Source organism: Pseudomonas sp. Pseusp16 (assembly GCF_047324915.1).
Lineage (GTDB): Bacteria > Pseudomonadota > Gammaproteobacteria > Pseudomonadales > Pseudomonadaceae > Aquipseudomonas > Aquipseudomonas fluorescens_CD.
Genome location: NZ_CP168522.1, coordinates 1,065,792 through 1,081,527 on the forward strand (window position 1 = coordinate 1,065,792; position 15,736 = coordinate 1,081,527).

General features: G+C 58.3%; 12 protein-coding genes and 1 pseudogene. 6 read left to right on the plus strand and 7 right to left on the minus strand.

What is annotated here, in order from left to right:
- The first annotated feature begins 172 nt into the window (after positions 1–172).
- Positions 173–2,140 carry a hypothetical protein gene (locus tag ACEN8Q_RS04695; protein WP_413704623.1) on the plus strand — a complete coding sequence of 656 codons (1,968 nt, stop codon included), beginning with the start codon at positions 173–175 and terminating at the stop codon, positions 2,138–2,140.
- A gap of 73 nt (positions 2,141–2,213) precedes the next feature.
- Here the strand turns inward: ACEN8Q_RS04695 and ACEN8Q_RS04700 are convergent.
- Positions 2,214–2,462, minus strand: a pseudogene (locus ACEN8Q_RS04700) (SDR family oxidoreductase); the annotation flags it as partial.
- Here ACEN8Q_RS04700 and ACEN8Q_RS04705 point away from each other — a divergent pair.
- Complete coding sequence (locus tag ACEN8Q_RS04705) at positions 2,362–2,598, plus strand: hypothetical protein (RefSeq protein WP_413704624.1); 237 nt, start codon at positions 2,362–2,364, stop codon at positions 2,596–2,598. The pseudogene ACEN8Q_RS04700 and the gene ACEN8Q_RS04705 sit on opposite strands and share 101 nt — an antisense overlap.
- A gap of 95 nt (positions 2,599–2,693) precedes the next feature.
- Positions 2,694–3,677, plus strand: coding sequence for a hypothetical protein (locus ACEN8Q_RS04710; protein ID WP_413428138.1), 984 nt, complete (start codon positions 2,694–2,696; stop codon positions 3,675–3,677).
- A gap of 88 nt (positions 3,678–3,765) precedes the next feature.
- Here ACEN8Q_RS04710 and ACEN8Q_RS04715 read toward each other — a convergent pair whose 3' ends face one another.
- From ACEN8Q_RS04715 to ACEN8Q_RS04735, 5 genes are all read right to left on the minus strand, one after another.
- A complete protein-coding gene (locus tag ACEN8Q_RS04715) occupies positions 3,766–4,533 on the minus strand; it encodes an SDR family oxidoreductase (protein WP_085714718.1) in 768 nt (255 codons plus the stop codon).
- 125 nt (positions 4,534–4,658) lie between these two features.
- Positions 4,659–5,726 (minus strand): phosphotransferase family protein, encoded by a 1,068-nt coding sequence (locus ACEN8Q_RS04720; RefSeq protein WP_413428137.1) that lies wholly within the window; start codon positions 5,724–5,726, stop codon positions 4,659–4,661.
- Between the two features lie 144 nt (positions 5,727–5,870).
- Entirely contained in the window at positions 5,871–6,836 is a 966-nt protein-coding gene (locus ACEN8Q_RS04725; RefSeq protein WP_413428136.1) for a 2-hydroxyacid dehydrogenase, read from the minus strand.
- Between the two features lie 179 nt (positions 6,837–7,015).
- On the minus strand, positions 7,016–7,603 hold the full coding sequence (locus ACEN8Q_RS04730) for a TetR/AcrR family transcriptional regulator (RefSeq protein ID WP_413428135.1): 588 nt from the start codon (positions 7,601–7,603) through the stop codon (positions 7,016–7,018).
- 29 nt (positions 7,604–7,632) lie between these two features.
- Positions 7,633–8,016: a tautomerase family protein gene (locus ACEN8Q_RS04735; RefSeq protein ID WP_413428134.1), complete on the minus strand. Its 384-nt coding sequence runs from the start codon at positions 8,014–8,016 to the stop codon at positions 7,633–7,635.
- A 378-nt stretch (positions 8,017–8,394) separates the two neighbouring features.
- Here ACEN8Q_RS04735 and ACEN8Q_RS04740 point away from each other — a divergent pair, with 378 nt between their 5' ends.
- Together ACEN8Q_RS04740 and ACEN8Q_RS04745 are read left to right on the plus strand one after the other, a co-directional pair.
- The gene (locus ACEN8Q_RS04740) at positions 8,395–9,675 is read left to right on the plus strand and encodes a serine/threonine transporter (protein ID WP_413704625.1); all 1,281 of its coding nucleotides are present in this window, start codon (positions 8,395–8,397) and stop codon (positions 9,673–9,675) included.
- Positions 9,676–10,351: 676 nt separating this feature from the next.
- A complete protein-coding gene (locus ACEN8Q_RS04745; protein WP_413428132.1) occupies positions 10,352–12,004 on the plus strand; it encodes a SulP family inorganic anion transporter in 1,653 nt (550 codons plus the stop codon).
- 172 nt (positions 12,005–12,176) lie between these two features.
- On the opposite strand, the gene acnB is transcribed toward ACEN8Q_RS04745, so the two are convergent.
- Positions 12,177–14,777 (minus strand): bifunctional aconitate hydratase 2/2-methylisocitrate dehydratase, encoded by a 2,601-nt coding sequence (gene acnB, locus ACEN8Q_RS04750; RefSeq protein ID WP_413428140.1) that lies wholly within the window; start codon positions 14,775–14,777, stop codon positions 12,177–12,179.
- A gap of 457 nt (positions 14,778–15,234) precedes the next feature.
- Between acnB and ACEN8Q_RS04755 the strand changes: the two genes are divergently transcribed.
- Positions 15,235–15,705: a DUF1289 domain-containing protein gene (locus ACEN8Q_RS04755; protein ID WP_007937731.1), complete on the plus strand. Its 471-nt coding sequence runs from the start codon at positions 15,235–15,237 to the stop codon at positions 15,703–15,705.
- Positions 15,706–15,736: the final 31 nt, after the last annotated feature.

Sequence of the window (15,736 nt, forward strand, 5' to 3'; positions counted from 1 at the left end):
TGCCGAGTCAGGCCCTGATTTCATTCTCTACATGATGTTGATAATGAAATTGGGGTTTTTATCACACCTTGTTCTAGCTGCCCCCTCAGTTATGCCAGTTACCGGTGCATCGATTTTTCCTGATAGTTCACGGACTGTTTTTTATGTCCAACGCTGAAAAGGAAACGTCGTCATGACCACCGAATTAAAAGTTGCAACCGCTGCACCAAGCCCATGGGAGCAAGCCACGTTGTTTATCAACGGTAAGCAAGTGGAATGGGGGGCGGAGCTCGTTTTGCTCCGCGGGCAGGAGAACGAAGTGACGGTGGAGGCTCCATCCGCGATCGCCAGGGAAATCAATCTGGGGCTGGCTGACAATGGCGGTCTGGAAGCTGTTGCATCGCCAAAATTTGGCGATTGGGTGGCTCCCGTCAATGGCAAGTTCATTTGGAAGATTACGCCGGGCGCGGGCAAGAGTGGTCGTATCACTCTGGTGTTTTTCAGCCGGGAAGTGCTGGTACCGTGGGAGAGCCGAAGCCTGGTGATTTCGGGCAACCTGGCAGATGAGGCAGACGTGAAGATTGAGGGCGTCGCCGTGCCTGCCGGGGGCAATTGGTTTTACCGGGACAAGGCCCAAACGGTGACGTTGACTCCCAAACCCAACAGCCCGCTGGCGGGTCTTCCGGTCACCCTGACCTGTGGGATCAAAAGCGGACTGTCGGCTGGCGACGTGGTGAGTGCACCGGCCTTTGGCAGTGAGCAAACCACGTATAGCTGGGTAGTCACCGGGAAAACCAGAAGTGGCACCTTCCAGTTGGCATTGGCGGGCAGGGGCATGACCACACCGATTGCCTTGGCTGTCAGCAAGTTGCTGTCGAACAACCTGGCGGATGAGGCCGACGTGAAGATTGGCGGCGTAGCCGTGCCTGCCGGGGGTAACTGGTTTTACCGGGACAAGGCGCAAACGGTGACGTTGACCCCCAAAACCAACAGCCCGCTGGCCGGCCTTCCGGTCAAGTTAACCTGTGCAATCAAAAGTGGTCTCGGTGTCACCGACGTGGTGAGTGCTCCGGCCTTTGGCAGTGAGTCACTTATCCATTCCTGGTTAGTGGTCGGGAACACCAGAAGTGGCACCTTCCAATTGGCCTTGTCGGGCAGGGGCATGACCACACCGATTACCTTGGCAGACAGCAAGTTGCTGTCGAACAATCTGGCGGATGAGGTTGAGGTGAGGATTGGCGGGAAAAGTGTACCTTCCCGTGGAAATGTATTCATAAGGACGCAGGCTCAGGAAGTTACACTGGTCCCTAAGCCGGGCAGTCCGATCGCCGGACACAATATTACGTTGAATTGTAAGCTTTTACAGGGGCTATCCGAAGGCGATATACAAAGTGCACCGCCATTTGGGGGGGTAGGAGGACCAAACTGGCGTTGGCAGTTGACTGGATTCAACAGAAGCGGCACCTTCGAAATTTCTGTGGTAGGACAGGGCATGTCTATTCCAATGAAAGTTGCGGTCAGCAAGTTGCTTTCGAGCAATCTGGCGGATGAGGCTGTCGTTAAAATTGATGGCGTTGACGTATCCAATAATGAAGTTCCCTATCTGAAAAGTTCAAAGCGCGTTATTACGTTAATTCCCAAGCCGGGCAGCCCATTGGCTGGTACCAACGTGAGTTTGCGCTGGATCAGGGGTGACGGTATTGTGTCGCAGGATTTAAGCGTGACGCCGAATCTGAATATAGATACAGGGACTTATTATTGGGATGTGAGCAGTCCCTCTGCAAAACACGGGACATTTGAACTCGGACTTGCTATAGCAGGGCTTGATACGATGCTGGCATTGCCCGTCAGCAGGAAAATTATTGCGAAATATTTTTTAGATGGAAAAGAAATTTCCGGGGTTCAGACTGTTCGAACGGCACAGATGTATCGCCTTCATGTGGAGGTTTCAACTGGAGTCTCCCGCATATATGTCGATGGTTCGCAGGGAGAGTATTCTTTTGCTCCAAGTTTAAATACATGGTTTGATGCCTCTGGCGGGATGAAAAGTTGGCAGTTCCTGTCGAGTATTAACAAAAAACCAGAACAGACGGTTCTCTTTGATTATTCATCAGAATATTCGGCAAGGGAGAAGGTTGAGTTTGTTCGCGGGCAAATTTGATTTGATTGCAAAACGACCGCTGGTAATAGTGTGAGCAAAAGGCAGCCAATCGCCCTGATCGGCTGCCTTTCTTTCATTCAAATCTGTGGGGCAGGACACCCCCGTTCACATTCAACGAAACCCCAGTCGTATAACTCGACGCATCACTCGCCAGATAAAACGCAGCCCCCGCCATCTCACTCGGATCCGCTACGCACTTCAGTGGAGTCTATGTCAGCGCAGTGTTTAAAATCGCCTGGTTCTTCACCAGCACCGAAGCAAACCTGATATCGGTCATGCCCGGCAACAGGGCGTTGCAACGAATCTCGAACCGAGCGCATTTCGGCTCGATACCTTACCGGGCCGATGCCAAGGCAGGCACCGTATTCGAGAGTGATCCCGCTGTGGAGTGGAGCATTGATTTCATTCTGTACATGCCATTGATAATGACGTTGGGTTTTTATCGCACCTTGTTCTAGCTGTCCTATCAGTTATGCCAGTTTCCGATCCATCGAATTTTCCTGATAGTTCACGGACTGTTTTTTATGTCCAACGCTGAAAAGGAAACGTCGTCATGACCACCGGATTAAAAGCTGCAACCGCTGTAACAAGCCCTTGGGAACAAGCCACGTTGTTTATCAACGGCAAGCAAGTGGAATGGGGGGTGGAGCTCGTTCTACGCCGCGGTCAAGAGAACGAAGTGACGGTGGAGGCTCCATCCGCGATCGCCAGGGAGATCAATTTGGGGCTGGCCGACAATGGCGGTCTGGAAACTGTTGCATCGCCGGAATTTGGCGCTTGGGTGGCTCCCGTCAATGGCAAGTTCATTTGGAAGATTACGCCGCACGCTGGCAAGAGCGGTCGTATCACCCTGATGTTTTTCAGCCGGGAAGTGCTGGTGCCGTGGGAGCACCGAAGCCTGGTGATTTCGCGCAATCTGGCGGATGAGGCTGTCGTTAAAATTGATGGCGTTGACGTATCCAATAGTGAAGTTCCCTATCTGAAAAATTCAAAACGCACAATTACGTTAACTCCTAAACCGGGTAGCCCATTAGATGGTGCTAAAGTCAGTTTGCGCTGGGTTAGAGGGGACGGCGTTGTAGTGCAGGACCTGAATGTGAACCCGGATTTAAATCAAGATACGACGGTTTATAGGTGGGAGGTGACCAGTTCCTCGGAAAAGCACGGAACATTTGAACTCGGACTTGCTGTGGCAGGGCTTGATGCGATGCTGTCTTTGCCAATTAGCAGGAAAATTATTGCGAGATATTTTTTAGATAATAAAGAAATTTCCGGCTTTCAAACTATTGTGCCGGATCATTCCTATAGCCTTCGCGTGGAGGTTTCAGCGGGAGTCTCTCGCATATATGTCGAGAATAGTCCGGGTGAGTTTGATTTTAATCCACCTTTGGAAAGACAGTTTGTTGCCTCTGGCGGCAGGGTGGATTGGACCTTCGTATCGAGGGCTGTCCGTGACGTGCAAGAGACGGTTTTCTTTGATTATTCTCCAGTATATTCGGCAAGGGAGAAGGTTGAGTTTGTTAGCCGGCCAAATTGATTTGATTGCCGAGCGACCGCTGGTAGCAGTGTGAACAAAAGGCAGCCAATCGCCCCGATGGCTGCCTTTCTTTCATTCGGAAACCGGATCAGGACAGGAAACCACCATCCACGTTCAACGAAACACCTGTGGTGTAGCTGGAAGCATCGCTGGCCAGATAAAGCACCGCGCCGGCCATCTCACTCGGATCCGCCACTCGTTTCAACGGAATCTGCTGCAAAGCGGTGTTCAGAATGGCTTCGTTCTTCACCAGCGCCGAAGCAAACTTGGTATCGGTCAAACCCGGCAACAGGGCATTGCAACGAATTCCGAACTGCGCACATTCCTTGGCGAACACTTTGGTCATGTTGATCACCGCAGCCTTGGTCACCGAATAGATGCCTTGGAATACTCCCGGCGAAACACCGTTGATCGACGCCACGTTGATGATGCTGCCGCCACCGTTTTCGCGCATCAGTTTGCCGGCTTCGACCGACATGAAGAAGTAGCCGCGGATGTTCACGTCGACGGTTTTCTGGAAGGCGCCGAGGTCGGTGTCCAGCACGTTGCAGAACTGCGGGTTGGTCGCGGCGTTGTTGACCAGGATGTCGAGGCGGCCGAACTGTTCCTTGATGCCGGCGAAGACCTGGCTGATCTGTTCCATTTCGCCGATGTGGCAGGCGATGGCGGTGGCCTTGCCGCCAGCGGCGATGATCGCGTCGGCCACGTGTTGGCAGCCTTCAAGCTTGCGGCTCGAGACGATCACGTGGGCGCCTTGCTGGGCCAGCAGTTTGGCGATGGCTTCACCGATGCCACGGCTGGCGCCGGAGACGAAAGCGATCTTGCCGTCGAGGTCGAACAACTGAGTCTTGGACATGGGGTTTCCTTGTTATCGAGTCGGTAGAGGGCACTGTGTCGGGTCAGTGAGCGCGCGTTATCGTTAGCGACCTTCGCGAGCAAGCTCGCTCCTACAGGGTTCTGTGTAATCGAGCAGAATCAGGTTCACAGACTGGATTTGCGGATGACTTGCAGACTCATCTGCTCCAGCAGCTTGTTCATGTGAATGAACTGCGCGAAGCGTTTGTCCTGGGTCTGGCCATGGTAGAAGCGGTAGTAGATCTGCTGCACGATGCCGGCCAGGCGGAACAGGCCGTAGGTGTAGTAGAAGTCGAAATTGTCGATGCGGATGCCCGAACGTTCGGCGTAGTAATCGACGAATTCGCGACGGGTCAGCATGCCCGGCGCATGGCTTGGCTGGCGGCGCATCATCTGCACCGGCGCCGGGTCATCGGCTTCGATCCAGTAGGCGAGGGTGTTGCCCAGGTCCATCAGCGGGTCGCCGAGGGTGGTCAGTTCCCAGTCGAGCACGCCGATGATCTGCATCGGGTTGGCCGGGTCGAGGATCACGTTGTCGAAGCGGTAGTCGTTGTGCACGATGCTGGAGGTCGGATGGTCGGCCGGCATCTTGTCGTTGAGCCATGCCTTGACCACGTCCCATTGCGGCGCATCGGGGGTCAGGGCTTTTTCGTAGCGATCGCTCCAGCCTTTGATCTGCCGCGCCACGTAGCCTTCGGGTTTGCCCAGGTCACCCAGGCCGTAGGCGTTGTAGTCAACGCGATGCAGTTCCACGAACTTGTCGATGAAACTCTTGCACAGGGCTTCGGTTTTCGCCGAATCCAGGCCCAGTTCCGGCGGCAGGTCCGAGCGCAGGATGATGCCGTTGACCCGTTCCATGACATAGAACTCGGCACCGATCACCGATTCGTCGGTGCAGTGCACATAGGCTTTCGGGCAGTACGGAAAACCGTTGCGCAGTTGATTGAGGATGCGGAATTCACGGCCCATGTCGTGGGCGGATTTGGCTTTGTGGCCAAAGGGCGGGCGACGCAGGACGAATTCCTGTTCGGGGTACTCCAGCAAGTAGGTGAGGTTTGAAGCGCCGCCCGGAAACTGGCTGATCTGTGGCAAGCCGCTGAGCCCTGGAATATGGGCCTTGAGGTACGGATCGATCAGGCTGACATCGAGCTCTTCGCCGGTGCGGATACGGGTGGACTGGTCATTAAGCGCCATGCTTATCCCTTCTGCTTATTCTGGAGGCCTGAAACTATTGGCTAATCTAATGCGCACACTGCGCACCCACAACCGCGAACCGCTCTTATAGGTGAGCGTGTTGCCGGCCAATCATTGTTTTTGATACAGCTGTTTGAATCGCCTTCAATGGGCGACCCGGCTCATGGCGGGCGGCAAGGCAATCGGCGTCAGCACCGGTTGTCTGGAGAAAAACGCCACGAGGTTCTTGCCCACCAGTTCGACGGTGCCCTGGGTGGCTTCCGGGGACAACCCGGCGACATGGGGTGTGAGGATCACGTTGCTCAGGGCCTTGAGCGCATCCGGCACCTTCGGTTCGGCGTCGAACACATCCAGCGCGGCGCCAGCGATTCGGCGTTGCTCCAGGGCGGTGATCAGGTCGGCGGTGGCAATCACGCTGGCCCGGGCGATGTTGACGATAAACCCGTTGGGACCCAGTGCGTCGAGCACCTGGCGATTGACCAGGTGCTTGGTGCCCAGGCCGCCGGGCGTGGCGACGATCAGGAAGTCCGAGGCGCGCGCCAGTTCGGTCGGGGTCGAGCAGAACGTGTAGGGCGCATCGCTGCGATGCTGGCGGTTGTGATAGCTGATGCTCATGTCGAAACCGGCACCGGCGCGTTTGGCGATGGCCATGCCGACCGCGCCGAGGCCAAGGATGCCCAGGCGTTTGCCGGCGAGGGAAGGGCGCATGATCTTCGGCCACTCGCCGTGCCGTACGGCGGCATCACAGCGCGGCACGTCGCGTACCAGCGACAGCAGCAGCGCCATGGCATGGTCGGCGACGGACGAGGCGTTGACCCCGGCGCCATTGGTGACGGTGATGCCCCGGTCGGCGGCGGCCTGCAGGTCGACGTGTTCATAGCCGGCGCCGATCACGCAGATGATCTTGAGGTTGGGCAGCGCGGCGATTTCATCGGTATACAGCCCCAATGGGCCACGGGTGAGGACGGCGTCGATCTGGCAGGCGTGCCGGGCGATGGCTTCGGCGCGTTCGGCGGGCGTCGGGGCCAGAATCAGGTGGAAGCCCTGATGTTCCAGGATGGGCAGGTAATCATTGATGGTTTCAACCAGTACCAGAACGGTTACAGGCATGCTTGGCTCCCTGTGGGCATCGAAAAATCGGCTCGAACATCGTTTGAGATTGCTGATTTAAGGATAGCTTGGCAACCACCAGTGATCGCAGCCTGCGACAACGCCTGCGCACTGGCGGGCAGCGCGATGTGGTGGTTGGCGAGGCTGGCGATTGTTTTGTTGCGAGGGTTGAGGTCGCTTTACTTCGACGGCGCGAGAGCGGCCCGGGCAGCCTCGAGAATTTCATCCGACAGCGGGTCGCCGCGGGTAGCCCGGGACAGCATCAGCGCGCCGAACATCAACGAATACTGCACCAGTGCCTGCTGTCGTTTGCCGGCTTCGTCCTCTGCCTGCAACAGCGAGCCGAGGGAATCGAGCAGGTTGTTCAGGCCCTGCATATAGGTTTGACGCAAACCGCTCTCGGCGGCCTCGTGGCACATGTCCCCGGCAAAGGCCACCACCGGGCAGCTGTCACCCGGATTGTCCCGGCTTTCGCTGGACAGGTACGGTTCGATCACGGCGCGACGGGCAGCGTCCTTGCTGTCATGCTCGGCCACCCGCGCCTGCCAGCGGTGCGCGGCTTGCTCGAAAGCCCGGCCACTGGCCTCTTGCGCCAGGGCTTCCCTGGATTCGAAGTGCCCGTAGAAGCCGCCGTGGGTCAGGCCCGCGGCAGCCATCACATCGACAACACTGATCCCGTGCAAACCGCGCTCGCGAAACAGCCGTGTGGCGGCATCGACGATGATCTCGCGGTTGAGGTCGGCTTGTTTGCGGGAAACTCGGGGCATGGGGCACTCTCGGGTCTGCAGGTTGAACATCAGAGGGCGTATTGGGCAATCCCGTTGCCGAACGACCAATTCTCTTTTTTCACTTCCACCAGATTGATGAAAACATCCTCCAGGCGCATGGCCAGTTCCGCATGAAGGCTTTCGGCGATGGTTTTATAGAGGAGTTTTTTCTGCTCGACGGTTCGCCCCTCGCTCATGGTGATCTGGATCACCACCAACTGGTCCGTGCGATTGATGCCCAGATAGCCGGGATCAAAGATGAAATGCTGCTCATCGTGTTCGGCGAGGATCTGGAAGTTGTCGTCCTCCGGCACACCGATGGTGCTGCGCATGGCGGCGTAGATCAATTGGCCGATGCGTTTGGCGTGGGTGGGGTCCTGATGTTTTTTGATGTCGACGCGAACCAGTGGCATGGGAAGACTCCGGAAAGATACAGGTCAGTTAAAAATACATGACGTTTAACCTTTATCAAGCGCACATCGTCGGCTGGCGTTGATTGCGACCCCTGTAGGAGCGAGCTCGCTCGCGAGAAACCCGAGGGCACCATGGGGTGTCTGGTTTCCAGCGTTATCGTTGACGACCCTCGTCGGAACGCCGCCCGGAGCAAGCTCGCTCCTACAGTGGTAGGGGGCAGAGGTGCAACCTGGTACCACCGTCCCTCACCTAAGTCTTTGCTTCTGTTCAGTAATCCTCCAGAATCGCGCCTCTGTTTCGGCCAGGGCGCCGCCTGTCGGGTATTCCGACGCGTCCCGGCCGGGTGGCAAGTGACCGGAATGTGGAGATCCCACCGGATGAATGATCAGGCCAATAGCGTCAACAAACGCTATGTAGCAGCAACACCAGCGACACTTTCGAGCTGGAATCGCCAAGACACCACCTGGATGCTGGGCCTGTTTGGCACGGCGATTGGTGCGGGTACCCTGTTTTTACCGATCAATGCAGGTCTGGGCGGATTCTGGCCGCTGCTGGTCCTGGCGTTGCTGGCGTTCCCGATGACCTTCTACGCACACCGCGGGCTGACCCGCTTCGTGCTGTCCGGGCGCGAAGGCGCCGACATCACCGAGGTGGTGGAGGAGCATTTCGGGATCAAGGCCGGTGCGCTGATCACCTTGCTGTACTTCTTCGCCATTTTCCCGATCCTGCTGATCTACAGTGTGGCCCTGACCAACACCGTGGGCAGTTTCCTTGAGCATCAACTGCATATCATGCCGCCACCGCGCGCCGTGCTGTCGCTGGTGCTGATCCTCGGCCTGCTGGCGGTGGTGCGTTGTGGTGAGCAACTGATCGTCAAGGCCATGAGCCTGATGGTCTACCCGTTCATCGTCGCCCTGCTGTTTCTGGCGGTGTACCTGATTCCCCACTGGAATGGCGGCATCCTGGCCACCGCCAGCGATGTGCCGGCGCCTTCGGCGTTGTTGCACACCTTGTGGCTGGCGATTCCGGTGATGGTGTTCTCGTTCAACCACTCGCCGATCATTTCGGCGTTCGCCGTGGACCAGAAGCGTCGCTACGGGGAGCATGCCGAGGAGCGCAGTTCGCAGATCCTGTCCCGCGCCCACCTGCTGATGGTGGTGATGGTGCTGTTCTTCGTCTTCAGCTGCGTGCTGACCCTGTCGCCAGCGCAACTGGCTGAAGCCAAGGCGCAGAACCTGTCGATCCTGTCGTACCTGGCCAACCACTTCAGCAATCCGACCATTGCCTTTGCGGCGCCGTTGATTGCCTTCGTGGCCATTTCCAAGTCGTTCCTGGGGCACTACATCGGTGCCAGCGAAGGCCTCAAGGGCCTGATCGTCAAGAGCGGCAAGCGTCCGTCCGCCAAGACTCTGGACCGCATGACCGCTGCGTTCATGCTGGTGGTGTGCTGGATCGTCGCTACGTTGAACCCGAGCATCCTTGGCATGATCGAGACCCTCGGTGGTCCGGTGATTGCGGCGATCCTGTTTTTGATGCCGATGTATGCCATCCGCAAGGTGCCGGCGATGACACGTTATCGCGGTCAGGCGTCCAATGTCTTCGTGACGGCGGTGGGTCTGGTGGCGATTTCGGCGTTGGTCTATTCGCTGAGTGCGTGATTGCTGTTTGATTTGGTGAGTGAATGACGGCTGATCCGGGTTTCGGGTTGGCCGTTTTTTTTTGGATGGTGGACATATCCATTGTTGCGGTAATGGCCACTATTGGTTCCGCCTTTACGACGGGTTACTTGGAGAAGCCTGTAGGAGCGAGCTTGCTCGCGAGGGGGGTCAGGTGCCCAGCGTCATCGTTGACGACCATCGCGAGCAAGCTCGCTCCTACAGGGCCCGCCGCGATCGGCCATCCATGGCCGTACGCGGCTAACCCGGCATCCATGCCGGGTTACCTACTGCGCAGAACCTGCGCTCGGCCTCCCGATGGGGCAGGGCAGATCAAAAGCCAAAGCAAAAGCATGTCAGAGATGACGCGGGGTGTCTGGGTGCCCGTGTTGTCCTGGGATTTTTCGCGAGCAGGCTCGCTCCTACAGGGGAGCGCGTTCACTTCAGTTGTAGCCCGATCAAACTGTAGGAGCGGGCTTGCCCGCGATGGGCGTCAACGATGACGCGGGGGTGTCTGGGTGCCCGTGTTGCCCTGGGATTTTTCGCGAGCAGTCTCGCTCCTACAGGGGAGTGCGTTCACTTCAGCTTCGCTACAGGCGGCGATCTTTTGCTTTTGAGCTACAGTGGCGGCTGTGCGTATCACTCGCGCAGCGGGTTTTTTTCGACTGGAGACACTGGATTGTCGAGCGCCTTACCGCCTAACCCCGTTGAGCCGCCCAATCGCTGGCAGGACCTGCTGGCAGGTTTGTCGATTGCCGGCCTGCTGCTGCCCGAGGCGGTCGCTTACTCAGGCATCGCCGCACTGGCGCCCCAGGCCGGGGTGATCGCCTTGTTCGCCGGATTGTTGTGTTATGGCCTGTTCGGCACCAGCCGCTTCGCCATCGTCTCGGCTACCTCATCTTCCGCCGCCGTGCTGGCCGCCGCGACCGCCACCCTGGCCAATGGCGACCCGCAACTGCGCTCGACCCTGGCCTTCGGCCTGGTGCTGGTGACCGGGATGTTTTTCCTGCTGGCCGGGCTGTTCAAGCTCGGCAGCGTGACGTCGTTCATTGCCAAACCGGTGTTGCGCGGTTTTGCCTTCGGACTGGCGCTGACCATCATTCTCAAGCAGGTCGCCAGCGTGGTCGGTGTGCATTTGACCGATGCCAACCTGGTGCGCTTTCTGCCGCAACTGCTGGAGCAAATGCCGCAATGGAACTGGGCGGCGGCTGGCGTCGGCGCCGTGGCATTGGCCTTGTTATGGCTGTTCGCACGGTTTCGACGTCTGCCAGGTGGTTTGTTGGTGGTGGTCATTGGCGTTGCGGCGGGGCAGTGGCTGGACCTGCCGGCTTATGGCGTGAAGCTGATCGGCGTGATCGACCTGAGCCTGGAGGTGCCGAAGTTGCCGGTACTGCCGTTTGCCGACTGGCTGCGTCTGGGTGAATTGGCGTTCGCCATGGTGATGATTCTGTATGCGGAGTCTTATGGCTCGATCAGTGCCTATGCGCTCAAGCATGGGGACCGCGTCACCTCCAACCGAGATCTGCTGGCGCTGGGGGCTAGCAACCTGTTGTCCGGCCTGTTCCACGGCATGCCGGCCGGCGCGGGGTATTCGGCCACGTCGGCCAATGAAGCGGCAGGTGCCACTTCGCGCCTGGCCGGTATCGTGGCGGCGCTGGTGGTGCTGGTCATTGTCCTGACGGTGCTGCCTTACATCGCCCTGACCCCGGAGCCGATCCTGGCCGCCATCGTTATCCATGCACTGGGACGCGGTCTGAGCCTGCAGCCGCTGGGACGGTATTTCATCTGGCGCCGTGACCGTCTGCTGGTGATCTGCGCCGTGGGTGCCGTGTTGGTGCTGGGGGTGCTGGATGGCTTGCTGGTGGCGGTGGCGATCAGTGTGTTGCTGATGCTCAAGCAGATGTCGGCGGCGGATATTCAGATTCTGGGGCGCATCGATGGCGGTCACGACTTTGTCGATCTGCAACGCCATCCAACGGCGCAATCAGTGCCAGGCGTGTTGATTGTCCGTCCGGGTGAAGCGTTGTTCTTTGCCAACGTCGAGCGGATTCTTGGCGGCGCCTTGCGTCTGGTCCGGCACTCACAGGAACCCGTTCATTCAGTGATTCTCAGTCTTGAGGAATCCCCCGACCTGGATGGCACCAGCATCGAGGCGTTGCAGGCGTTTTTCGTGCGGGTGCATCAGGAAGGCAAGCGCCTGACTCTGGCTCGTCTCAAGGACAGTGCGCAAGCGGCGCTGGCGGCGTTGCCGGAGGTGGAGGCCAACGCTGTGGTGCTGAGCGGGTTGAGCGTGGATGGTGCGGTGCAGCAGGCCCTTCAGTTGAACGCATGACCCCTGTGGGAGCGGGCTTGCTCGCGAAGAGGGAGTGTCAGTCAATATTTGTATGGACTGACACACAGCTTTCGCGAGCAAGCCCGCTCCCACAGGGGATAGTGGTCCATCGTGGGCATAAAAAAACGCCGTCCATCTCACGATGGGCGGCGTTTTTCATTGCGTTGCAACGTTAGGCTTGAACGACCGGAATGTTGGCGTTCGCAGCAGCTTCACGGAACTCGGCGATCTGGTCGAAGGACAGGTAGCGGTAGACATCGGCCGCCATGCTGTCGATCTTGCCAGCGTATTCCATGTACTCCTCGACGGTCGGCAGGCGACCCAGGATGGAGGCCACGGACGCCAGCTCGGCCGAAGCCAGGTAGACGTTCGCGCCGTCACCCAGACGGTTCGGGAAGTTACGGGTCGACGTCGACACTACAGTGGAGTTGGCCTCTACACGTGCCTGGTTACCCATGCACAGCGAGCAGCCTGGCATTTCCATGCGAGCGCCGGCCTTGCCGTAGATGCCGTAGTAGCCTTCTTCGGTCAGTTGGTGAGCGTCCATCTTGGTCGGCGGCGACAGCCACAGACGGGTTGGCAGCTGACCCTTGACCTGTTCCAGCAACTTGCCGGCGGCGCGGAAGTGACCGATGTTGGTCATGCACGAACCGATGAACACTTCGTCGATCTTCTCGCCAGCAACGCTGGAGAGCAGGCGAGCGTCGTCCGGGTCGTTCGGCGCGCAGAGCACAGGCTCCTTGATGTCGGCCAGGTCGATCTCGATGACTTCGGCGTATTCAGCGTCCTTGTCAGCTTCCAGCAGCTCAGGGTTGGCCAGCCAGGCTTCCATCGCTTGAGCACGACGTTCCAGGGTACGCGCATCGCCGTAGCCTTCGCCGATCATCCAGCGCAGCAGGGTGATGTTCGATTGCAGGTACTCGGCGATCGACTCTTTGGACAGCTGGATGGTGCAACCGGCAGCCGAACGTTCGGCCGAGGCGTCGGACAGTTCGAACGCTTGCTCTACGGTCAGTTTAGGCAGACCTTCGATCTCCAGGATGCGACCGGAGAAGGCGTTCTTCTTGCCTTTCTTCTCTACGGTCAACAGGCCTTTCTGGATCGCGTAGTAAGGAATGGCGTGAACCAGGTCACGCAGGGTGACGCCTGGCTGCAGTTCGCCTTTGAAGCGAACCAGGATCGACTCAGGCATGTCCAGCGGCATGACGCCGGTGGCAGCGGCGAACGCTACCAGGCCGGAACCGGCCGGGAACGAAATGCCGATCGGGAAACGGGTGTGGGAGTCACCACCGGTACCGACGGTGTCCGGCAGCAGCATGCGGTTCAGCCACGAGTGGATGATGCCGTCGCCCGGACGCAGGGAAACGCCGCCGCGGGTCATGATGAAGTCAGGCAGGGTGTGGTGGGTGGTCACGTCGATCGGCTTTGGATAAGCCGCGGTGTGGCAGAAGGACTGCATCACCAGGTCGGTCGAGAAGCCCAGGCACGCCAGGTCTTTGAGTTCGTCACGGGTCATTGGACCGGTGGTGTCCTGGGAACCCACGGTGGTCATCTTCGGTTCGCAGTAGGTGCCCGGACGAACGCCGGTCACACCGCAAGCCTTGCCGACCATTTTCTGCGCCAGGGTGAAACCCTTGGTGCTTTCAGCCGGTGCTTCAGGCTTCTTGAACAGGGTCGAAGGTGGCAGACCCAGCTCGGCACGAGCCTTCTCGGTCAGGCCACGGCCGATGATCAGCGGAATACGGCCGCCAGCGCGAACTTCGTCCAGCAGGACCGGGGTCTTCATTTCGAAGGTGGTCAGGACTTCGTCGGTGCCGTGCTTGCAGACTTTGCCAGCATGCGGGTACAGGTCGATCACGTCGCCCATGTGCATGTTGGATACGTCGAATTCGATTGGCAGTGCGCCGGCATCTTCCATGGTGTTGTAGAAGATCGGAGCGATCTTGCTGCCGAAGCAGAAACCGCCGGCACGCTTGTTCGGCACGTAAGGAACGTCGTCGCCGAAGAACCACAGTACCGAGTTGGTCGCCGATTTACGCGAAGAACCGGTACCGACTACGTCGCCGACGTAGGCGATCGGGAAGCCGGCGTTGCGCATTTCTTCGATCTGCTTCATCGGACCGGTGACGCCTTGCTCGTCCGGCACGATGCCGTCGCGAGCCATTTTCAGCATGGCCAGGGCGTGCAGCGGGATGTCCGGACGGGACCAGGCATCCGGAGCAGGGGACAGGTCGTCGGTGTTGGTTTCGCCGGTGACCTTGAACACGCGCAGGCTGATCTTGTCGGCCAGGGTCGGGCGCTTCACGAACCACTCGCCGTCAGCCCAGGATTGCAGCACGCCTTTGGCGTGAACGTTACCGTTCTTGGCTTTTTCAGCGACGTCGTGGAAGGCATCGAACATCAGCAGGGTGTGCTTGAGTTCTTCGGCAGCTACTGGTGCCAGTTCGGCGTCGTCCAGCAGGTTTACCAGAGTCACGATGTTGTAGCCGCCCTGCATGGTGCCGAGCAGTTCAACAGCGCGCTTCTTGTCGATCAGGGGGGATTTGGCTTCGCCTTTGGCGATGGCGGACAGGAAGCCGGCCTTGACATAGGCAGCTTCGTCCACGCCTGGCGGAACGCGATTGGTGATCAGGTCAACGAGGAATGCTTCTTCGCCAGCCGGGGGATTTTTCAGCAGCTCGACCAGGCCTGCAGTTTGTTCGGCGTTTAGCGGCTGGGGAACGATACCCAGTGCTGCGCGCTCTTCGATATGTTTGCGGTAGGCTTCAAGCACAGTTATTACCCTCATCAGTGGTCCCAAATGGGTGTCCGGGACGCTCATCCCGAAATTGCCGTACTCATGCGCTGCATGGCGTTGTGAGCCACTTAGCCAGAATTACCGACAATTCCTTACAGAAGCTGCTTTCAAAGTTTTACGCCTGCAGAACGGGAGCTGATGAGGGTTGGCGTTGGGCTTTTCCCCGCTGGAAAAACCCCTCGCCAACACCGCTCTGAAGGAACGACTGTGCTCGTGACGCTTTGAAAACAGCTTCTAACGGACATTGGCGCCTAAAAAGGCAGGCTGATTCTACGGCAAAAAAAAATTAAAGGTAAGTCAGGTTTTATTGGACTTTGGTGGAGGCGGCCGGTAAACCCCGATTCACCCAAGGCCCTGAACTTTGAGGGGTGATCAATGGCGGACAAAGGGCTAACATGCCGGCCTGTCCTGCTTTCTCGCGTTTTGCCTATCTATGCCCAATCAGACCATCAAGACACCTTGCGTCGGCCTCTGCTCCACTGTTTACGGAGACCTGGTGTGCCGCGGCTGCAAGCGTTTCCACCACGAAGTGATCCACTGGAACGGTTACAACGAGGAAGAGAAGCGCGCGGTATGGCTGCGCCTGGAGCAGTTGCTGTCGCAGGTGATGGCCGCCAAGGTGGAAATTTTCGACCCGGCACTACTGAGAATGCAGCTGGAGCAACGCAAGATCCGTTTTGTGCCCCATCAGTCGGAATACTGCTGGGCCTACCAGTTGATCGCGCGGGGCGCGCGGGTGATCAACAACCTGGAAGCCTACGGCATGGTGTTGCTGCCGGAGTTTCGCGACTGGAACCTGCCGGAATTGCGCGATGCCATTGATCGGGAATTTTTCCTGCTCTCCGAGGCGCATTACCAGCGCTACATTGCGCCGGGGTTCCTGAAAGACGCCTTTGGCGGTTAGATCCTGAAAAGCTTCGCGAGCAAGCCCGCTC

Excerpts from the sequence above, each read along its gene's own strand:
- ACEN8Q_RS04695 (WP_413704623.1), top strand. The coding sequence starts at position 173 with ATGACCACCGAATTAAAAGTTGCAACCGCTGCACCAAGCCCATGGGAG.
- ACEN8Q_RS04710 (WP_413428138.1), top strand. The coding sequence starts at position 2,694 with ATGACCACCGGATTAAAAGCTGCAACCGCTGTAACAAGCCCTTGGGAA.
- ACEN8Q_RS04715 (WP_085714718.1), bottom strand. The coding sequence starts at position 4,533 with ATGTCCAAGACTCAGTTGTTCGACCTCGACGGCAAGATCGCTTTCGTC.
- ACEN8Q_RS04720 (WP_413428137.1), bottom strand. The coding sequence starts at position 5,726 with ATGGCGCTTAATGACCAGTCCACCCGTATCCGCACCGGCGAAGAGCTC.
- ACEN8Q_RS04725 (WP_413428136.1), bottom strand. The coding sequence starts at position 6,836 with ATGCCTGTAACCGTTCTGGTACTGGTTGAAACCATCAATGATTACCTG.
- ACEN8Q_RS04730 (WP_413428135.1), bottom strand. The coding sequence starts at position 7,603 with ATGCCCCGAGTTTCCCGCAAACAAGCCGACCTCAACCGCGAGATCATC.
- ACEN8Q_RS04735 (WP_413428134.1), bottom strand. The coding sequence starts at position 8,016 with ATGCCACTGGTTCGCGTCGACATCAAAAAACATCAGGACCCCACCCAC.
- ACEN8Q_RS04740 (WP_413704625.1), top strand. The coding sequence starts at position 8,395 with ATGAATGATCAGGCCAATAGCGTCAACAAACGCTATGTAGCAGCAACA.
- ACEN8Q_RS04755 (WP_007937731.1), top strand. The coding sequence starts at position 15,235 with ATGCCCAATCAGACCATCAAGACACCTTGCGTCGGCCTCTGCTCCACT.